This is a genomic window from Microvirga solisilvae (assembly GCF_022808595.1).
GTDB lineage: Bacteria > Pseudomonadota > Alphaproteobacteria > Rhizobiales > Beijerinckiaceae > Microvirga > Microvirga solisilvae.
This window is the reverse complement of record NZ_JAKUCN010000012.1, coordinates 1-20,144: the sequence shown is the minus strand read 5'-3', so window position 1 is coordinate 20,144 and position 20,144 is coordinate 1. Positions and strand designations below refer to the sequence as shown.

The 20,144-nt window shown below is 63.0% G+C and carries 15 protein-coding genes; 5 read left to right on the top strand and 10 right to left on the bottom strand.

Translation table 11 applies throughout. The features are described 5' to 3' along the window. Window positions 1-2 precede the first annotated feature (2 nt). The 7 genes from MJ639_RS17305 to MJ639_RS17275 all read right to left on the bottom strand — a co-directional run bounded on the left by MJ639_RS17305 (window position 3) and on the right by MJ639_RS17275 (window position 8,274). Entirely contained in the window at window positions 3-701 is a 699-nt protein-coding gene (locus MJ639_RS17305) for an aspartate/glutamate racemase family protein (RefSeq protein WP_243375526.1), read from the bottom strand. A 6-nt stretch (window positions 702-707) separates the two neighbouring features. Then, entirely contained in the window at window positions 708-1,331 is a 624-nt protein-coding gene (locus tag MJ639_RS17300) for a 2-hydroxychromene-2-carboxylate isomerase (protein WP_243375523.1), read from the bottom strand. Window positions 1,332-1,386: 55 nt separating this feature from the next. After that, window positions 1,387-1,935 carry a thioesterase family protein gene (locus MJ639_RS17295; RefSeq protein WP_243375521.1) on the bottom strand — a complete coding sequence of 183 codons (549 nt, stop codon included), beginning with the start codon at window positions 1,933-1,935 and terminating at the stop codon, window positions 1,387-1,389. 230 nt (window positions 1,936-2,165) lie between these two features. Next, the gene (locus tag MJ639_RS17290) at window positions 2,166-4,370 is read right to left on the bottom strand and encodes an FAD-dependent oxidoreductase (RefSeq protein WP_243375517.1); all 2,205 of its coding nucleotides are present in this window, start codon (window positions 4,368-4,370) and stop codon (window positions 2,166-2,168) included. Between the two features lie 141 nt (window positions 4,371-4,511). Continuing rightward, window positions 4,512-5,720, bottom strand: a complete 1,209-nt coding sequence (locus tag MJ639_RS17285; protein ID WP_243375515.1) for an acetyl-CoA C-acetyltransferase — start codon at window positions 5,718-5,720, stop codon at window positions 4,512-4,514. A 125-nt stretch (window positions 5,721-5,845) separates the two neighbouring features. Beyond that, window positions 5,846-7,639 carry an acyl-CoA dehydrogenase C-terminal domain-containing protein gene (locus tag MJ639_RS17280; protein ID WP_243375512.1) on the bottom strand — a complete coding sequence of 598 codons (1,794 nt, stop codon included), beginning with the start codon at window positions 7,637-7,639 and terminating at the stop codon, window positions 5,846-5,848. 224 nt (window positions 7,640-7,863) lie between these two features. After that, on the bottom strand, window positions 7,864-8,274 hold the full coding sequence (locus MJ639_RS17275) for a MerR family transcriptional regulator (RefSeq protein ID WP_243375511.1): 411 nt from the start codon (window positions 8,272-8,274) through the stop codon (window positions 7,864-7,866). Between the two features lie 371 nt (window positions 8,275-8,645). Here MJ639_RS17275 and MJ639_RS17270 point away from each other — a divergent pair, with 371 nt between their 5' ends. The 4 genes from MJ639_RS17270 to MJ639_RS17255 all read left to right on the top strand — a co-directional run bounded on the left by MJ639_RS17270 (window position 8,646) and on the right by MJ639_RS17255 (window position 14,525). After that, the gene (locus MJ639_RS17270) at window positions 8,646-11,723 is read left to right on the top strand and encodes a hypothetical protein (RefSeq protein ID WP_243375508.1); all 3,078 of its coding nucleotides are present in this window, start codon (window positions 8,646-8,648) and stop codon (window positions 11,721-11,723) included. A 120-nt stretch (window positions 11,724-11,843) separates the two neighbouring features. Continuing rightward, the gene (locus MJ639_RS17265) at window positions 11,844-12,773 is read left to right on the top strand and encodes a sulfite exporter TauE/SafE family protein (RefSeq protein ID WP_243375506.1); all 930 of its coding nucleotides are present in this window, start codon (window positions 11,844-11,846) and stop codon (window positions 12,771-12,773) included. Continuing rightward, window positions 12,770-13,531, top strand: a complete 762-nt coding sequence (locus MJ639_RS17260) for a TIGR02186 family protein (protein WP_243375504.1) — start codon at window positions 12,770-12,772, stop codon at window positions 13,529-13,531. Before MJ639_RS17265 ends, MJ639_RS17260 begins: the two co-directional genes overlap by 4 nt. Window positions 13,532-13,634: 103 nt before the next feature. Then, complete coding sequence (locus MJ639_RS17255; RefSeq protein WP_243375500.1) at window positions 13,635-14,525, top strand: dihydrodipicolinate synthase family protein; 891 nt, start codon at window positions 13,635-13,637, stop codon at window positions 14,523-14,525. Between the two features lie 12 nt (window positions 14,526-14,537). Here MJ639_RS17255 and pdeM read toward each other — a convergent pair whose 3' ends face one another. Together pdeM and MJ639_RS17245 are read right to left on the bottom strand one after the other, a co-directional pair. Beyond that, window positions 14,538-15,239 (bottom strand): ligase-associated DNA damage response endonuclease PdeM, encoded by a 702-nt coding sequence (gene pdeM / locus MJ639_RS17250; RefSeq protein WP_243375497.1) that lies wholly within the window; start codon window positions 15,237-15,239, stop codon window positions 14,538-14,540. Further along, window positions 15,236-17,749, bottom strand: a complete 2,514-nt coding sequence (locus MJ639_RS17245) for a ligase-associated DNA damage response DEXH box helicase (protein WP_243375495.1) — start codon at window positions 17,747-17,749, stop codon at window positions 15,236-15,238. Before MJ639_RS17245 ends, pdeM begins: the two co-directional genes overlap by 4 nt. A gap of 139 nt (window positions 17,750-17,888) precedes the next feature. Between MJ639_RS17245 and MJ639_RS17240 the strand changes: the two genes are divergently transcribed. Then, complete coding sequence (locus tag MJ639_RS17240) at window positions 17,889-18,707, top strand: SDR family oxidoreductase (RefSeq protein WP_243375493.1); 819 nt, start codon at window positions 17,889-17,891, stop codon at window positions 18,705-18,707. 157 nt (window positions 18,708-18,864) lie between these two features. Here the strand turns inward: MJ639_RS17240 and MJ639_RS17235 are convergent, their stop codons facing one another. Continuing rightward, window positions 18,865-19,794: a class I SAM-dependent DNA methyltransferase gene (locus MJ639_RS17235; protein WP_243375490.1), complete on the bottom strand. Its 930-nt coding sequence runs from the start codon at window positions 19,792-19,794 to the stop codon at window positions 18,865-18,867. Window positions 19,795-20,144 lie beyond the last annotated feature (350 nt).

Sequence of the window (20,144 nt, the reverse complement as noted above, 5' to 3'; positions counted from 1 at the left end):
GATCACGCACTCAGTGCGTGATCGACGGCAGCAACCGCATGGATGGTGGTGGTGTCGAAAAGCGGCACTGCGCTGTCCTCTTCGGATACCAGCAGCATAATCTCGGTGCAGCCGAGAATGATCCCTTCCGCACCTTCCGCGATCAGCCGCGCGATGATGGCGCGATACGCCTCGCGTGATGCCGGATTGACTTGTCCCAGCACCAGCTCCTTGTAGATCACATCATGCACGGTTTTCCGGTCATCCGCATCGGGCACGATCACGTCGAGACCATGCCTGCTCTGCAGGCGGCCCTTGTAGAAATCCTGCTCCATCGTGAAAGCCGTACCGAGAAGGCCCACGCGCCGGATGCCTGAAGCCTTGATCTTTTCCGCCGTGGGATCGGCAATGTGCAGCAATGGGATCGCCACAGCGGACGTAATCGCATCCGCGAGGCGATGCATGGTGTTGGTGCAGAGCACGATGAAATCCGCCCCTCCCCGCTCGAGCTGGCGGGCTGCGCCCTGCATTAACTCAGCGAGCTTGTCCCACTCGCCTGCATGCTGAAGCTGCTTGATCTCGTCGAAATCGGCCGAGACCATCAGGCTGCGCGCCGAATGCACGCCGCCCAAGCGCCGCAGCGTCTCCTGATTGATGATGCGGTAATACTCGGCCGAGCTTTCCCAGCTCATGCCGCCGATGAGACCGATGGTTTTTTGCATGACTCGTCAGACCGTGGGCTTGTAGGCTTCGCGCCCGCTTGTCAGCGCATCGTCGAGAAGCTCCAGCCGATCTTGGCCCCAGAACACCTCGCCGTCGAGCACGTAAGCCGGAGAGCCGAACACGTCGGCCGCCACCGCGTTCTCGAGATTGAGCGCGTAGATCGCCTCGGTGGTTGAGCCGGTGGCAATATCCATGAGGCTCGATGAATCGAGGCCCGCCTGTTCAGCGAGTTCTGCGATAACGAGCGGATCACCGAGATTGCGCTCTTCCTCCCAGATCCCAGCAAAAGCGCGGCGCAGGAAGGCATCGGGACTCTTGCCGGTCGTTGCAACCGCGATCACGGTGCGATCCGCGAGGTTCACATCGAAGGGCCAATGCTTCGGAGCGATGTTGAACGACAGCCCGCGCTTCTCGCGCCAGCGCTGCAACTCGACCAGCCGGTAGCGCTGCCGCGCCGGGTGGCGCTGCTGCAACGGCAGTCCGCCGGTCTCGGAGAAGACGCGACCGAGGAAGACGGGCTTGAAATTCACCTCGATCCCATGGCGCTGGGCGATCTCCATGAAGGGAGCGTGGCCCATATAGGCCCAGGGGCTCACGAGCGAGAAGTAATAATCGATGACACGGGGCATGGGTCTTGCAGGCCTCACGGTTCAGGCAAAGGAAAACGGGCCTAACCTTGGACCATCACGCCGCGTTCTTCAACGTCTCTTCCGCATCAAGAAAGGCCTGCACCTCAGGAGCGGCCTCCGGCGGCTGCGCTTCCAGGCCGATTTCGCCCATGAGACGCTCCATGGGTACGAAGCTCCTCGCCTTCCGGTCATAGAGCCCTGCCCTGACGAGCGCGATGGCATTGAGAATAGGCTTGCCGTCCCTGGCTTTCGAGACCAGACGATGCTCCATCACCACATGGCCCTCGGACCAGGTGAGGATGCGCGTCTCCAGCGTGAACGGCTGGAACAGACGCATCTCGCGACGAAACCTGATCTGCCCCGCGCTCACCACAGGCACCCAGCCATGCTTGAGGATGGGACGCCACAACCCTGAGCGGATCATGATGTCGCTGCGCCCGAGATCCATGAGGCTCCAGTAGCGCCCATTGTTCATGTGCAGAGACGTGTCGAGATCGTGCGGCCACACGCGGAAGCCCAAGCGCGACACATCCCGCACCGGATCGAGCTTCGTTCGGAAGAACGATGCGATGAGGAGGTGTAGGAGGCGGAGCCAAAGATTCATGAGGGTCTCTTTCGTGAGATGCTCACAATGCGTCATGGCCGGGCTTGTCCCGGCCATCCCGATCTCTCTCACACCTCATCCTGAGGAGCAGACGCAGTCTGCGTCTCGAAGGAGGTTCCAGAGAGCACTGAACCATCCTTCGAGACGCCGCTTCGCGGCTCCTCAGGATGAGGGCAGAGCAGCTGTGATCGTCATCCCCGGAACAAGCCTGGGATGACGAGGAGCGTTCCTTACGCAGCCTTCTTCGCCGCGGCGCGGCCATAGAAGGTCTCGCCGCTGGCCGCCATATCGAGGAGCAGTTTCGGCGGCGCGAAACGGTCGCCATGCTTTTCCTGAAGCTTGCGGCACAATTCCACGAAGGCCTTCGCACCCATGAAGTCGATATAGGAGAGCGCGCCGCCCGTGTAGGGCGCGAAGCCGAAGCCGAGGATGGAGCCCACATCCGCCTCGCGCGGATCGGTGATCACGCCTTCCTCGAAGGTGCGCGCAGCCTCCAACGCCTGCGTCACGAGAAGACGCTGCTTCAATTCCTGCATGTCGACGAGCTCGGGCTCTACATGCTTGGATTGCAGGTTCTTCAGCTCAGACCACAGGCGCTTCTGCCCGCTTTCCGGATAATCGTAGAACCCTTTCCGGTTCTTGCGGCCGAGGCGGCCTTCCTTTTCCACGAGAGCGGTGAGCAGGACTTCCTGCTGCGGCACGATTGAGCTTTCGCCCAACTGCGCCTTCGTGGCCTTGAGGATCTTCAAGCCCAGATCGACGCCCACTTCGTCGTTCAGCGAGAGCGGACCGACCGGCATGCCGGCCTGCTTGCCCGCCTGCTCGATCATGGCGGCGGGCAGACCTTCCGTGAACATGAGATGGCCTTCGAGGATATAGGCCAGCACGCAGCGATTGGCGAAGAAGCCGCGCGAGTCGTTGACCACGATCGGCGTCTTCTTGATGAGACGCACATAATCGAGCGCGGTGGCCAGCGCCTTGTCGCCCGTCTCCTTGCCCATGATGATCTCGACCAGCATCATCTTCTCGACCGGCGAGAAGAAGTGGATGCCGATGAACTGGCCCGCATTCTTCGAGTTCTCGGCGAGGCCCGAAATTGGCAGTGTCGAGGTGTTCGACGCGAAGATGCAATCTGGGCGGATCGCGGCCTCCACCTTCTGGATCACCTCGGCCTTCACCTTGGGATCTTCGAACACGGCTTCAATGACGAGATCGCAATCGGCAAGATCGCTGTAATCGGCGGATGTCCGGATGCGCTCCAGCAGCGCATCACGATCCGCCGTCTTGGCGCGGCCCTTCATGATCTGGTCGGACATGAGCTTGTGCGAATGGGCCTTGCCCTTTTCCGCCGCTTCCACATCGCGGTCGATCAGTACGACCTGAAGGCCCGCATTGGCGGTGACGTAAGCGACGCTCGCGCCCATGAAGCCCGCGCCGACGACGCCAACCTTCTTGATCGAGGTCGGGGCTATGTCCTTCGGACGACGAGCGCCCTTATTCAGGTCCTGCATGGACAGGAACAGGGTGCGGATCATCGCCGCCGCTTCCTTCGAGCGCAGGATCTTGGCGAACCAGCGCGACTCCACCTTCAAGGCGAGATCCATCGGAAGCTGCAGGCCCTGATAGACCGTCTCCAGGATCGCGCGGATCGCCGGATAGTTATCCTGCGTCTCGCGGCGATAGATGGCATTAGCCGGAGGCCAGATCTGCATGCCGGCAGCGGAGAACACCTTGTTGGAGGGAAGTTTGTAGCCCTTCTGGTCCCACGGTGCGACGGCAGAACCGCCGTTCTTGATCCAATCCTTCGCCGTCTGCACGATCCCTTCACGCGGCGCGACCGCGTGCGCCAGGCCCATATTGCGCGCCATGAGCGGACGAAGCTGCTCGCCCTTGAAGAGCATCTGCAGCGCATCGCCCGTCTGCATGAGGCGTGCCACGCGCTGTGTGCCGCCCGCACCTGGGAAGAGACCCACCTTCACCTCGGGGAGACCGACGCGGGTGGAATCCACATCCGACAGCACGCGGAAATGACAGGCGAGCGCCAGCTCGAACGCACCGCCGAGGCACACGCCGTGAATGGCAACGGCAAACGGCTTGCCGCAGGTCTCGAGGCGGCGATAGAGCAGCGAGAGTTTCCGCGACTCTTCGAAGAGGAACGTGTTGGCTGCCTCTTCGCCCTTCTCCTTCGCAACGCGCATGAACTCCGCGTTGGAGGATTGCAGCATGGTGAGGTCGGCACCGCCGGAGAAGGATTCCTTGCCCGATGTGATGACGCAACCCTTGATGGCCTCGTCGGAAGCAACCTTCTCGATGATCTGCGACAGCTCGTCCATCACCTGCGGGGTGATGACGTTCATCGAACGATCCGGCATGTCCCAGGTCGCGAGCGCGGTCCCGTCGCCGTCAATCTCGAAGCGGAAATTGGTGAAGTTCATTTCATCCTCCCTCGGACCTCATCCTGAGGAGCCCGCCTTGGCGGGCGTCTCGAAGGATGGTCCAGTGTTCTCTGGATCCGCATCCTCGTCCTTCGAGACGGCGCTTCGCGCCTCCTCAGGATGAGGATGCTTGCGTATACGCTAAACGCGCTCGATGATTGCCGCCGTGCCCATGCCGGCGGCGACGCAGAGCGTGATCAAGGCCGTCTGCTTGTTGGTGCGCTCCAACTCGTCGAGCACCGTGCCGAGGATCATCGCACCCGTCGCGCCGAGCGGATGACCCATGGCGATGGCACCGCCATTCACGTTGACCTTTGCCGGGTCGAGATCGAGCGCCTGGATGTAGCGCAGCACCACGGAGGAGAACGCTTCGTTGATCTCGAAGAGGTCGATATCGTCCTTCGTCATGCCGGCTTTCTTCAAAGCAAGTTCCGACACGTCGATGGGGCCGGTGAGCATGAGTGCGAGATCGGAACCGATGGAGGCAAAGCCCTTGATGCGCGCGCGGGGCTTCACGCCCATCTTCGCGCCGCCCTCCTTCGAGCCGACGAGCACGGCGGCGGCACCATCCACGATGCCGGACGAGTTGCCTGCATGGTGCACGTGGTCGATGAATTCCACATCCGGATGGGCTGCAATCGCCACCGCATCGAAACCGCCCATCTCGCCCATCTGCACGAAGGCAGCCTTGAGCTGGCCCAGCGACTGCATGTCCGTGCCGGGACGCATATGCTCGTCCTTTGCCAGGATGGTGAGGCCGTTCACGTCCTTCACCGGCACGATGGATTTGGAAAAACGCCCCTCGTCCCAGGCCTTCGCCGCGCGCTTCTGCGACTCGACCGCATAGGCATCCACGTCATCGCGCGTGAAACCGTATTTGGTGGCGATCAGATCCGCCGAGATGCCTTGCGGCAGGAAGTAAGTGGGAATGGCGATGCCGGGATCGACAGGCCATGCGCCGCCGGATGCGCCCATGCCGATGCGGCTCATGGATTCGACGCCGCCGCCGATGGCGACATCCTTCATGCCGGACATCACCTGCGCGGCGGCGAGATTGACCGCATCGAGACCCGAGGCGCAGAAGCGGTTGATCTGCACGCCGGGCACTTCCTTGCCGAAGCCTGCCTTCAACGCCGCCGCGCGTGCGATGTCGCCACCCGCCTCACCGATGGGATCGACGCAGCCGAGCACCACGTCCTCCACCAGGATGGGATCGAGATCGTTACGCTTGCGGATCGCGTCGAGCGCGGTGACGGCGAGATCGACCGCCGGCACCTCGTGAAGCGAGCCGTCCGGCTTGCCGCGTCCACGCGGGGTGCGAACGGCGTCGTAGATGAATGCATCGGCCATCGTGGCCTCCTGGATTTATTTGGCGTCATCCCGGGCAAGCGAAGCGTGACCCGGGATCGTTTTCAGAATTAGGCGTTTCACTGGTCGCGCGATCCCGGCGCTTCGGCCGGGATGACGCTTGTTGGTTAGAAAGCCTCTGCCGGCATCGCCATGGTGACGTCCGCGCCGGAGGAAATCCGCGCCAGTCGCACGCCCGTTTCCGGCATCATGCGCTCCATGAAGAACTGGCCCGTCAGAAGCTTCGCATCCATCTTTTCAGCCACGCTGTTGCCTTGCGCCTTCTTCGCATGCGCGGCCTTCGCCATCTTGGCCCACATGTAGCCCAAGGCAACCGTGCCGAAGAGATGCATGTAGTCGGTGGCGCCGGCGCCTGCATTGTCGGGCTTTGCCATGGCGTTCTGCATGAACCACATGGTGGCCTGCTGCAGATGGCCGAGGCCCTGCTGGAGCGGCGCGATGAAGCCCTTCAGGCTCTCATCATTCGCATTCTCCTGGCAGAACGCACCGACCTCGTTGAAGAAGGCCATGATGGCGCGGCCGCCATCCTTGCCGAGCTTGCGGCCCACGAGATCCATGGCCTGGATGCCGTTGGCGCCCTCATAGATCATGGCGATGCGGGCATCGCGCACGAATTGCGACATGCCCCATTCCTCGATATAGCCGTGGCCGCCGAACATCTGCTGCGCCTTTACCGCATTCTCGAAACCGAGATCGGTGAGCACGCCCTTCACCACGGGCGTCAAAAGACCCATGTAATCCTCGGCGGTCTGGCGCTCCTTGTCGTCCGAGGAGCGATGCGCGATGTCGCTGTTGAGGCCCGTCCACACGACGAGCGCGCGCGCCGCTTCATTGAACGACTTGATGGACAGAAGCGTGCGGCGCACGTCCGGATGAACGATGATCGGATCAGCGGGCTTGTCGGGGAATTTCGCGCCGGTGAGCGCGCGGCCCTGCAGGCGGTCCTTCGCATAGGCCACAGCGTTCTGATACGCGACCTCGGATTGCGAGAGACCCTGCACGCCGACAGCGAGGCGCGCCTCGTTCATCATCACGAACATGGCATTGAGACCACGGTTCTCCTCGCCCACGAGCCAACCCTTCGCACCGTCGTAATTCATGACGCAGGTGGCGTTGCCGTGAATGCCCATCTTGTGCTCGAGCGAGCCGCAGGACACGCCGTTCCTGTCACCCAGCGAACCGTCATCCCTCACGATGAACTTCGGCACGACGAAGAGCGAAATGCCCTTCGTGCCGGCGGGCGCGCCTTCGATGCGCGCGAGAACGAGATGCACGATGTTCTCCGCCATGTCGTGCTCGCCGGCGGAAATGAAGATCTTGGTGCCGGAAATCGCATAGGAGCCGTCGCCGTTCGGCACGGCCTTGGTCTTGAGCAGGCCGAGATCCGTGCCGCAATGGGGCTCGGTGAGGTTCATGGTGCCGGTCCATGCACCCTCGACCATCTTCGGCAGATAGGTGCGCTTCACTTCCTCGGTGCCGTGCACCAGCAGCGCCGCGATCGCGCCCTGCGTCAGCCCCGGATACATGCCGAGAGCCAGGTTCGACGAGGAGACGAATTCCTGCATGATGGTGTTGAGCAGCGAGGGAAGCCCCTGCCCGCCGAATTCCTCCGGCACGGACAGACCCATCCAGCCGCCGGAGGCATAAGCCTCATAAGCGTCCTTGAAACCCTTCGGCGTCGTCACGGAGCCGTCTGCGTTGCGGGTGCAGCCTTCCTGATCGCCGGAGAGGTTGAGCGGCGCGAAGACCTCCTCACAGAGCTTCGCACCCTCAGAGAGGATCGCCTCCACCACATCGGGGGTCGCATCGGCAAAGCCGGGCAGGTTGTTGTGGCGCTCGATGGGAAAGACATCGTTCAGCAGGAACATGACGTCTTCGACAGGGGCCTTGTAAACCGGCATTCGCGCATCCTCCGCAATCAGCACGGGCCACACCCATTTCAGGGTATCCGACCCAACAGATAGTTCACATATAAACTATCTGTTCCTTTTGGGAAGAGGTAGGGCGCAAAATCTCGCCTGACACAGACGAAAGTCGGTCATCGAGCTGCCGCCCAGCCCCAAAGCAAAAGGGCTCCCCGAGGGGAGCCCTTGAAGCAGTTGCCTGAAAGGAAGTGCAGGCTGGCTTAAGCCGCGGCGGCCAGGCTGGCGCGGCGGGCCTTGAGCTCCTTCAGAGCCTCTTCGATCTCGATCTTCTGCTGCTCGAGATGACGGATCTGGTCTTCGACCTGATCGAGGGAGAGCTTGAGGTTCATGGCCGGGCCGTTGCCCGAGCGCTCCTCGGCCAGCATGGCGCGGATCTCGGTGAGGGTGAAGCCGAGCTGCTTGCCCTTCAGGATGACCGACAGGCGCTCACGGTCGCGGGCATCGTAGATGCGGGCGGTGCCGTCGCGGCGCGGAGAAAGAAGACCCCGGTCCTCGTAGAAGCGCAGAGTGCGAAGCGTCACGCCGAATTCGCGGGCGAGATCGCCGATCGTGAAAGACTTGGCGCCGTCGCCCGTCTCATTGGGATTGGAACCAGCTGCATTTTGGTTCATCAAACTAAACCCCCGTCCGTTGTTTGTTCTTTTGCTAGGAAAACCCCAGCGTTCCATTTGTAATGTTATGATAGAACACACAACATCTTGGTTGCAAGTGTTTCAAAGCACATTGCCCCTCCAAGCAACCAAGACCCGTTTTTCTTGCGCTGAACTTAAGGGAAAGCTCCCCGTTCAGAGGGGGCTTTGGGGGCTAAGGCCCTTCGCTTAACGGGTTTTTTACTACGCTCGCTGAAAATTGCGTCACCGGTTCGAAGACCTGGAGGCCAAGTGATTCGCCTCAATTCTAGGTTTTCGGCCATCGCGGCGGGCTGAATGCAGGGGGCTTTCAACCGGCTGAGTGAGTTCCAGTATCCCCCGCGAGCACGGCCATGAGACAACCCGTCCTATCGAATCCTGACGAGCTGGACCTCGATGCCCGTGAGTTGGCCAGAGCCGCCGCCCGCCGGGCCGGATTGAGCCTCGAGGAATGGGCCGCCGCGATCCTTGCCGCCAAGGACGAAAAGCGCCTGCCCCCGACCCGAGAGGAGAAGCCCGCCCGCCCCGAGCTCGAGCGCACGTTCGAGACCCTGATGTCGGCGGTCAAGGCCGAGAGCGAGCGTCAGGCTCAAGCTCAGGTCCAGGACCACGCCTCCCGCACCGCCATCGCGCTGGAGTCCATGGCGACCTGGATCGAGCAGACCGAGGAGCGCCTGAACGAGACAGCCCGCAGCTCGGCCCATCATCACGACCGCATGGCCACCGCCCTCTCCCAGGCACTTACTACGCTGAAGGGCCGCATCGACACGGTCGAGCGCCAGGCAACAATGGAGCGCGCCGACACCTCGTGGATGCCCGCCGTCAGCGCGATCAGCGGAGAGATCGAGCGGCTTCGCGCCAGCATGGACGCCCTCGTCACCCGCGACGAAATCGCCAATCTCGATCATGCCTTGAAGAACATCGCCAAGGATGTAAGCCAGGGCGTCGCCGGCAAGGACCTTCTGATCCTCGCGCAATCGACTGCCGCTCTCTACCGCCAGATTCAGACGCTCTCCGACGAATTGAGCGAAGGTCTTCATGGAAAGCTCGGCCGCGAACTCGACGGGCTGAAGGCAAAGATCGAGACCATGTCCGAGACCGGCGTCGATCGGACCGTGATCGATTTCCTGAGCAGCCAGATCGTGGACATGCGCCACGACCTGTCGCAGCGCGCCGAGCCGCGCCAGATCGAGCATTTGTCGGCGGAGATCGCCAATCTCGGCCGCCAGATCGCGGACATGCGCGAGCATCAGGTGGGACGCAACGATTTCTCGGCGCTCAAGTCTTCGCTGGAAAATGTTTGCGCCGCTCTCAACCGCACTGTCGCTGCGCAGGAATCCAGTGACGTGCCGCAGCGGCTCGAAGGCATGAGTCGCAACCTCGCGGAACTCGCGAACAGGCCCGCGCCCGAGGCTGTCGATCTCGATCCGATCACCGATCAGCTCGCACTGCTGACAGAGCGCATGGCGGGCCTATCCGAAAACCGCCTGCAGCAGAACGATGCGCTTCACGACATGATCGCGCGTCTCTCCGCGCAGGTTCAGCGCGTCGCCGACAAGGAGGCTCCTTCTCACGAGCCCCTGATGGAGCGTTTCGACAGGATCGACGAGCAGCTGCGTCAGGTCGGTCGGCAGCCCGACACCTCCTCGGTGGAGACGATGCTGCGCACGATCGACGAAAAGCTCGACCGCGTGCCGCTCAAGCCCCTGAGCCTCGATGCCCTGGAGCAGCAGATCACATCGCTTGCGGAGCGTCTTGCGGAAAAGTCCGATGAGCCGATGCAGAAGGTTCTCGACGAGGCAACGAGTCATTTCCGTAATCTGCAGAACGATGCCGCCGACATCGCAGAGCGCGCGGCGAAGGTGGCCTTGAACGGCATTCAAAGCAATCTTCCTGATGCCGGCGATCTCGATGTACTGAAGCAGGGCTTCGTCGAGCTGAAGGCACTGCAGAGCCGCGCCGACAAGAAGACGCAGGAAACCCTGCGCGCCGTTCACGACGCGCTCGAAACGCTCATCACCCGCTTCCCGGAGCAAGTTGCCACTGCGCAATCGGCAGGTCCGATCTCGCAGGCAATCCTCTCCGCTTCGCCCGAGCCGACGCATGCGGCCGACCGCCTGGAGGCCGCCGTGCGCCGTCTGCACGCGGTCACCCTGTCCCAGATCGAGGAAGTGACCACATCCCGTCCCGACGAAGCCGAAGAGCCGAAGGTCACTTCCGAAATCGTCGTGAGCACGCCCGTTATCGATGATGCCGATCTCGGCACGATGCGCGCCGGCTTCATCGCCGCCGCGCGCCGCGCCGCGCAAGCGGACCGGATTGAACCGTCCTTCACCACACAGCCCACGGACGAAGACACCGCAAGTGTCGAGAATGACAGCGTCGATGCGGATGAGACGAACGAGGAAACACCAGCCTCTCCGGCCTCCCTCCTCGCCCGCATCCGCCGCAGCCTCGACGCGCATCGCCAATCACTGCTCCTTGGCCTGGGCTTCGTAATCCTCGCTGCGGGAACAGCACAGGTCATCTCCAGCGGTCTCGTTCCCTCCCCGATCGCGATGATCGAAACGTTCCGCTCCGCGCAGAAGGCGCCTGTGCCGCTGATGCAGGCCCAGCCTCACGAGGAAACCACGCAGACGGGGAGCATCGCTCCCGCGCCGGAAAAAGCGGACATCTTCCAGCCCTCGAGCCTGATGACGCCGACACCCGCCGTGTCCGCGTCCGCCGCGCCGAAATTCATGGTCGATCCCGCAACCGTCGGCGAGATTCCGAATGTGGTTCCGGGCCCGCTCCGGCAGGCAGCCCTCGCGGGTGACGCCTCGGCGATCTACGACATCGCCGCCCGCGCCTCCGAGGGACGCGGAATGCCGCAGGACATGATCCTCGCCATTCATCTCTACGAGCGCGCCGCCCAGGCGGGACTGCCCCCGGCGCAGGAGCGTCTCGCCATGCTCATGGAAAAGGGCATCGGCATCGGGCGCGATCCGAAGCAGGCGGTGACCTGGTACGAACGTGCGGCGCAGGGCGGCAATGTCCGCGCCATGCACAACCTCGCCACGCTTCTCGCCTCGGGCTGGAACGGCAAGCCGGATTACGCGGCGGCCCTGCGCTGGTACGGCGAAGCTGCGGAGGCCGGCCTCAGGGACAGCCAATTCAACATGGGCGTTCTGCTGGCCCGCGGTATCGGCACCAAGCCGGACCTGCCCAAGGCCTATAAGTGGTTCGCCATTGTCGCCGCCCAGGGCGATGCGGATGCCGCCAAGAAGCGCGACGAGCTTGCCGGTCGCATGAACGCGACCGATCTGTCGGCTGCCAAGGCTGCGGTGGAGCAGTGGCATCCCCGGCCCGTGGATGCGACGGCCAACGAGACGCCGGTCTTCAGCATTGGACAGACAGCCGCCACGGAGCAAAGCCCGGCCGACAGGAGTTGATGGAGTGAACCGGAAGCGGTCAGCTTACGTTCATCGCTTGTCCTTTAAGCACTCCATGCAGCAATATCATAACGCCGTGCTTGCCACGGCCTGAGGAAGTCCGGCAAGGAAGCCCCGAGATTGCAAATCTACCTGCCGATCGCCGAAATGCCTGTCAGCGTTCTTCTCATCCTCGGGATGGGTGCGGCAGTTGGTTTCATCTCGGGACTGTTCGGCATCGGCGGCGGGTTTCTCATGACACCGCTGCTGATCTTTCTCGGCATTCCGCCGGCCGTGGCGGTGGCCACCCAATCGGCTCAGATCGTTGCGTCATCCACCACAAGCGTGCTCGGCGCGCTGAGACGCAACGCGCTCGATCATAAGCTCGGGGCGATCCTCGTGGCCGGAGGCTTTGTCGGCTCAGCTTTGGGCGTGTGGTTCTTCGCGGCGGCGAGACGCGCGGGACAGCTCGATCTCGTGATCGTCGTTTCCTACGTGACGCTGTTCACCGTCGTCGGCAGCCTGATGCTGAAAGAGAGCATTCGGGAGTTCTGGACGAAGCGCAAAGGCGGCACCGTGCGCCTGCGCCGGCATGCGGGCGAGCATGCGCCCTATCTCGGCCTGCCGCTCAGGATGCGCTTCTATCGCTCCAAGCTCTATATCAGCGTGATCCCGGTTCTCGGCCTGTCGCTTTTCGTCGGCTTTGCGGGCGCGCTGCTCGGCATCGGCGGCGGCTTCATCGTGGTGCCGGCGCTGCTCTACGTTTTCCGCGTGCCCACCACCGTGGTGGTCGGCACCTCCCAGTTCCAGATCGTCTGCACCACCCTCGTCGCCCTCATTCTCCATGCGGTGACGAACCAGGCGGTCGATATGGTGCTGGCGATCCTCTTGATCATCGGCGGCGTCTTCGGCGCGCAATTCGGCGCGCGCATGGGCCGGCACCTGCGGGCCGAACTGTTCCGCTTCCTGCTCGCAATCCTGCTGCTGGCCGTGGGCCTGCGCTTTGCGCTCGAACTCGTGCTCCAGCCGGAGGATCCTTTCTCGATCACCGTGCAGGAGGTGCGCCAGTGAGAACGCTCCTCTTCCTCCTGATCGCGCTTTTCTCCATGACCTCCGCTTCGGCGGAATCCCTGATCACGTCGCTCTCCAATCACCGCGTCCTGATCAATTCCAACTACACGGGAACGTCCATTGCCGTGTTCGGCGCCATCGAGCGCGATGCGCAGACGGTCGCCCGCGCGACAGGCTACGACGTGGTCGTCACGGTGCGCGGACCGAACCAGTTCCTGGTGGTTCGCGAGAAGGAGAAGCTGGGGCCGATCTGGATCAACCAGGAGCAGCAGAAATTTCCCCTGGCGCCTGCTTATTTGAGCGTCCTGACCTCGCGGCCCATCACCGAGATCACGAGCATCCAGCTGCGCCAGCGTCAGAAGATCGGCCTGCGCGCCATCATCAACGCGCCGGACTTCACCAACACGCGTGGCGGAGCCGACAAGGATTTTCGCGATGCGCTCTACCGCATCAAGGCGCAGGAAGGGCTCTATCTGGAAGACGAGCGCGGCGCGACCTTTCTCACGCCCGACATCTTCCGAGCCAGCATTCCGCTGCCGGCCACCGCCCCGCCCGGCGACTACAACGTGGAAGTCACGCTCTTCGCCGACACGGTGATCCTGGCGAAAACGCTCACGCATTTCGAGCTGGTGAAGACGGGCTTCGAGGAACAGGTCGGCTTCGTGGCCCGTGACTGGTCGCTTTCCTATGGTCTCGCCACGGCGCTCATCGCCATCTTCTTCGGCTGGCTCGCCAACGTGATTTTCCGGCGGGATTGACGCGTCTCCTTGGAGCCAGGAAATCTTCGAAGCCGCCCTTGAGGTCCTGTGGCAAAAGAGAATAACATGGTTTCATGTTCTCTCGCGCAATCGAGCCTCGCCCATGATTTTCAAAGGTCTTTCCGCCTTTCCCATCACCCCCGCCGACGAGGAGGGGCATGTCGATGTGAAAGATCTTGTGGCGCTGATCAGGCGCCTGAAGAACGCCCGCGTCGATTCCATCGGCTTGCTCGGAAGCACCGGCTCATACCCCTATCTCAGCCGCGACGAGAGGCGCAGGGCCATCGAAGCGACCATCGATGAGGTGAGTGGCGCAGTCCCCGTCATCGTGGGCATCGGGGCGTTGCGGACGTCGGAAGTGATCCGGCTGGGGCAAGACGCGAAGGAAGCGGGAGCGGACGCCGCCCTTCTGGCCCCGGTCTCGTACACGCCTCTCACGGAAGAAGAGGTCTTCGTCCATTACAAGACCATCGCCTCGGAAGTGGGCCTGCCCATCTGTATCTACAACAATCCCACGACAACGCGATTCACGTTCAGCGCCGATCTGATCGCGCGATTGAGCGAAGTCCCGAACATCAGGGCCATCAAGAATCCCACGTCGGATGCCCTCACAGCAGCCCATGAACTGCCTGCGTTGCGCGCAAAGGTCGCCGACGGTTTCTCCATCGGCTATAGCGGCGACTGGAACGCGACCGAGGCCATGATCGCCGGAGGCACGACCTGGTACTCGGTGGCGGGCGGCCTGTTCCCTTCCGAATGTCTGAGGATCGTTCGCGCGATTCAGAACGGGCAGGCCGATGAAGCACGCATGCTCGACGCGCGCTTGCAGCCCTTGTGGAAGCTCTTCATGGAGCACGGCAGCCTTCGAGTCGTTTACGCGGCCGTCAATCTTCTCGGCCTCTCGCAAAAGCAGCCGCCCCGCCCGATTCTTCCCTTGAGCAGCACCGTGCAGAACCAGGTTCTGGACGTTCTCAGGACATTGGATCTCAACTGACGCAGCGCCGGATCAATCCCGGCAGAGCATCGTCCTGGCGATGGCGAAGATGCGCTCCGTGCCGATGAGATGCGCGGTGAAGCCTTTTGGGAAGAGTGGCTTGAAGGCGGCGTCGCAGGCATTGAGGCCGCCCGCATAAGCGCCGAGCGCCGGCATAACGCAGCGCTTGCCATCGGTGAGGAAGCAGCGGCGACGCGTGGCCCGCCCGCGCATCACCACCTTGCCGACTGGATGAAGATGACCCGCGATTTCCGCCTGCTCTCCGGCGGCGGGTTCATGGCGCAGGGTGAGCGAGCCGAGCGTGACTTCCTCCAAAACCTCGCCGCCGATGCTGTCGGGCAGGATGCGGTCATGATTGCCGGTGACCCAGACCCAGTCGCGACCGCTCTGGACGCTCTCCAATGTGGAGCGCTCTTCCTGCCCAAGACGATCAGGCCCGCCGATGTCGTGAAAGCTGTCACCGAGCGCGATGACCACGCGAGGGCTGAAGCGTGACACCACGTCTGACAGTGCGCTCAAGGTTTCGCGCGTGTCGTAAGGCGGCAGCATCATGCCCCGGCGCGCGAAGGACGACCCCTTTTCGAAATGAAGATCCGCCACGAGCAGCGCGTCATGCGCAGGCAGGTACAGCCCCCCGGAGAGGTCCAGGAGGGCCAGCTGCCCCGAAAGCTCGATCTCGTGGGTTGCCTGTGTGGTCTTCCGCAATGCTGTCACGCCAAAGCCTCGTCGAGAAGCGCTGCTTCCGCCTCGGCCAGAATCTCGTCCGCATTGTCGCTATAGACGCGCTCGCGGCCGATCTCCAGCATGACGGACACGCTCAAGGGAGAAACCCGGTCGAGCGGCTTGTGGATGATTCGCCCCCGGATGCGCTCAAGCATCATGCCGAGGCGCTTCACGTCCAGGAGTCCCGTTGCCGCATCCGCCCGCGAGGCGCGCAAGAGCACATGGTCCGGCTCGTGCTTGCGCAACACGTCATAGACGAGATCGGTGGAGATCGTGACCTGACGGCCGGTCTTCTTCTCTCCCGGGAACTTGCGTTCGATGAGGCCCGCGATCACGGCGCATTGGCGGAAGGTGCGCTTCATGAGCGCGGATTCGGCAAGCCAATCCTCCAGGTCGTCGCCGAGCATGTCCTCAGAGAACAGCTCGTCCAGGAAGCCGGGCTCCCGCGCCACCCGCGCGGCGATGTCGCCCGAGGCATAGATCGCGATGCCGTAATCGTTGGCGACGAAACCGAGAGGTTTCAGCTTGGCGCGCTCCAGCCGGCGCGTGAGCAGCATGCCCAGCGTCTGGTGCGCGAGCCGTCCCTCGAAGGGAAAGCAGGTCATGTAGAAGCGATTGCCGCGCGGAAAGGTTTCGACCAGAAGATCGCGCGGCCCCGGCACGATGGAGCGGCGTCGCTGCTGCAACAACCATTCCGTCATCTGCGGGGGCAGGCGGTCCCACTCGAAGGGATCGGCGAGGATCGCGCGCACGCGCGCTGCGAGAAAGGTGGAGAGCGGAAACTTGCCGCCCTCATAGGACGGGATCATCGGGTCCGTGCCGGAGGCCGCGCGTGTCACCAGCACTTCGTCTTCCGCGATCCCTTCGAAGCGCAGCACCTCGCCTGCGAAGAGAAAGGTATCGCCGGGTGTGAGCGTCTCCGCGAAGTATTCCTCGATCTCGCCGAGAATTCTTCCACGCGGCAGCACCGATCCCGGCCTCGCGCGCGATGACTTGCCGAGGCGCACCTTGATCATGGTGGATTCGACGATGGTGCCGACATTGAGCCGGTATTGCTGCGCCACCTTGCCGTCGCGCACGCGCCACAAGCCATCGTTGCCCTTCACGATCTTAGCGAAGCGCTCATAGGCGCGAAGCGCGTAGCCGCCCGTTGCGACGAAAGCGACGCAGGCTTCGAAATCCTCCCACGTGAGCGCGGCATAGGGCGCCGCCGAGCGCACCTCCTCGTAGAGGTCTTCGAGCTTGAACGCATCGGCGCAGGCCATGCCCAGAATATGCTGGCACAGCACGTCGAGCGCGCCGATGCGCGCATCGGGCGTATCCTGCGCCGCCTCGTGAACCGCATCCAACGCCGCACGGCATTCCAGAATCTCGAAGCGATTGGCGGGCACGAGAAAGGCCTGCGACGGTTCGTCCATGCGGTGATTGGAGCGGCCGATGCGCTGCATGATGCGCGAGGCGCCCTTCGGCGCCCCCACATTCACCACGAGATCCACATCGCCCCAGTCGATGCCGAGATCGAGGGTCGCCGTACAGACCACGGCCTTGAGCTTTCCCGCCGTCATCGCCTCTTCCACGCGGCGGCGCTGCGTCACGTCGAGGGAGCCGTGATGGAGCGCAATCGCGAGCCCATCCTCGTTGAGCTTCCACAATTCCTGAAAGGTGTATTCTGCCTGAAGACGCGTATTGACGAAGACGAGCGTCGTCTTGTGCGCGCGGATGAGATCGTAGATCGCCGGCATCGAGAGAGACGCTGTGTGACCGGCGAGCGGCAGGCGCTCGTCGAGTTCGAGCATGCGGATGTCGGGCTGCGCCCCGCCCTTCACCACCACGAGATCGGCGAGGTCCGCTTTCTCCTCGCGTTGCGGCACGAGATAGCGGCGCAGATCATCCGGCTCGCGCACCGTTGCGGACAAGCCCACGGCGGTTGCCTGTGGCGCGAGGCTCATCAGCCGGGAGAGGCCGAGAGAAAGAAGATCACCGCGCTTCGAGGTGACGAGCGAATGCAGCTCGTCCAGCACGACGCGGCGCAAATCCTTGAAGAAATCCGTCGCCTCGCGGTGGGCGAGCAGCAGCGCGAGCTGCTCCGGCGTCGTCAACAAAATGTCCGGCGGCCGCTCGATCTGCCGTGCGCGCTTGTGGGAGGGCGTATCGCCCGTGCGCGTCTCGATGCGGATGGGCAGGTCCATCTCGGCCACCGGCGCTTCGAGGTTGCGGGCGATGTCGGTGGCGAGCGCCTTGAGCGGCGAGATGTAGAGCGTGTGCACGCCCCGCTTGTCCTTCACCGTATTGCGGCGCGGCTCGCGCTCCGCCAGCTCCACGAGGCTTGGCAGGAAGCCGGCCAGCGTCTTGCCCGCGCCCGTAGGCGCCACGAGCAGTACGGAACGGCCCGCCTTTGCCGTGGCGAGGAGTTGCAGCTGATGCTCGCGAGGCTGCCAGCCTCGGCTCTTGAACCAGTCCCGGAAGGTCTTGGGGAGAAGGGATGCGGACGCTTTCGACATGCCTTTTTAAGATAGGCGCAAAGGAATGGTTTCACCATGGGAGGCCGATTTCAGGTGTGAACCGATTCTTTGCCGGCTTGCCATTCCCCTGAAGATGGCCTCTGGTTGGCTTAAATCAAAAACCATCGAGGAAAACGCCGTGTCTCACTCCACCCAGTTCAAGAACGCCGTCGCCGTGGTTACCGGCGGCACCCAGGGCGTCGGGGAAACCATCGCCCGCACGCTCGCCGAGCGCGGAGCCGCGGGCCTCGTCATCTGCGGCCGTAACGTGGAGCGTGGCGAGGCCGTCGCGCGCGATCTCACAGCGCAGGGCTGCCGCACGGAATTCGTGAAAGCTGACCTGTCGAATATGGACGATACGCGCAAGGTCGTTGCTCGTGCCGACAGCGCCTTCGGGCGCGTCCACGTGCTGGTCAATGCCGCCGGCATCACGGATCGCGGCACGATCTTCGACACCACGCCTGAACTCTTCGACCAGATGTTCGCAGTGAACGTGCGTGCGCCTTTCTTCCTCATGCAGGACGCCGCCAAGATCATGCGCCGCGAGAAGATTGAAGGCGCGATGGTCAACATCCTGTCCATGTCGGCCCATGGCGGCCAGCCCTTCATTTCCGCCTATTGCGGCTCGAAGGGCGCACTTGCGACATTGACGAAGAACGCTGCCTTCAGCCTCATGCCCTGGCGCATCCGCGTGAACGGCCTCAATATCGGCTGGATGAACACGCCTGGCGAAGACAGGATCGTGCGGCTCTATCACGGCGCGCAGGATGGCTGGCTCGAAAAGGCCGAGAAGGAGCAGCCCTTCGGCCGCCTGCTCGATCCGAAGGAAGTCGCGCGTGCCGTCGCGTTCCTCACCAGCACGGAATCCGGCATGATGACGGGCTCGATCATCGATTTCGATCAATCCGTGGTCGGCTGCTACGAAGACGCGCCGCACCCGTCGAAGCCTGCGGAATAAACCGCCTCCAACTCTCAAAAACCTCATCCTGAGGAGCCTGCGCAGCAGGCGTCTCGAAGGAGGTTCCAGAGAACACTGGAGACGCCCTCGTCCTTCGAGATGGTCGCTTATGCGACCTCCTCAGGATGAGGTCAGAGAATGAACGAGCGTTGCAGCCTCAGCGCTGCATCACCGCGAGAAAGCCGGGAACCGGAACGCCGCGATCTTCCCGGGTTGACACGCGCTCAAGGATCACGACCGTCAAACCGTTCTCCTCGGCGAGCTTCCTTAGATAGCTCTCGCCATGGGCATAACGCGCATCGTCACCCAGCACAAAACCATCGCCTTCATGCGCCTGCACCGTGAAGGCGAAGAGCCCTTCGCGCTTCAACACGCGCTTCGTTTCGCGAAACGTTTCATCGAGCGCCGCCATGTAGACGAATACATCCGCCGCCACAACGAGATCGGCTTCTCCGTCGCTGCGCCCCTTCAGAAACGAAACAAGCTCCGCCTCGTGTAGCGCGTCGTAAAGCTTGGTCTTTTCCGCCTTCTCCAGCATGCGCGGCGAGAGATCGGCGCCGATGAGCGATGCGCATAATCCATCGAGCGCCTGCCCCATCAATCCTGTGCCGCAGCCGAGATCGAGGGTGAGACCGAAGCGACAATCACGGATGCTCTTGGAGCAGGCGCGACGCAGCGCATCGGCGATCAGCTCAGGTCCGCGATAGGCAAGGCTCTTGGTGAGATGCCGGTCGAACTTGGGCGCGTAATCATCGAACAGCGCGCGTACGTAAGCATCCGTGATCGCCTCGTCCTGCGGCAACGCGCCGAGACGGGCAAGATCGACGCGCACGCCCAGCACGTCGTCGGGCTCCAATTCGAGAGCCCGCTTGAGAGCCTCGATGGCTTCGTCATGCAGGTTCAGCTCTGCTGCGGAACGGCCGAGCAGCGCCTGAGCGGGAGCGAAATCCGGCGCAAGCTCCAGCACCTGCCGCGCCAGATCGGCGGCGGCCTCGAAATCGCGCTCGTCGAAAGCGGCGCTGGCATATTCATAGCGGCGGTCGGCCAGGACATCGCCGGAGGATCGGAAGGAAACGGTCAACGGCATGGCTTTGGCATGAGGGAGCGGCGACGGGCTGTCAATGGAGGAGGCTGGGCTTCACACCACGTCATTCCGGACGGCGCAGCAGAACCTGGGATCGCGTGACGAGAAGGCGCTGGCTTTCCCCTCTCCCGGGTGGGAGAGGGGCAGGGGTGAGGGAATGCCCTGTCCGGAAAGGGCATGCCCTCACCCGCCGCACTACCGTGCGTCGACCTCTCCCACTCGGGAGAGGTATTCCAGCGCCTCATCTGGCTCACGATCCCGGCTCGGCTATGCCGTCCGGGATGACGGCCTGTGGATCATGTTCCTCTTTTGTTCTTGACAAAAGTCCTCTCTCATGGCTAAGGTTGCCCGGT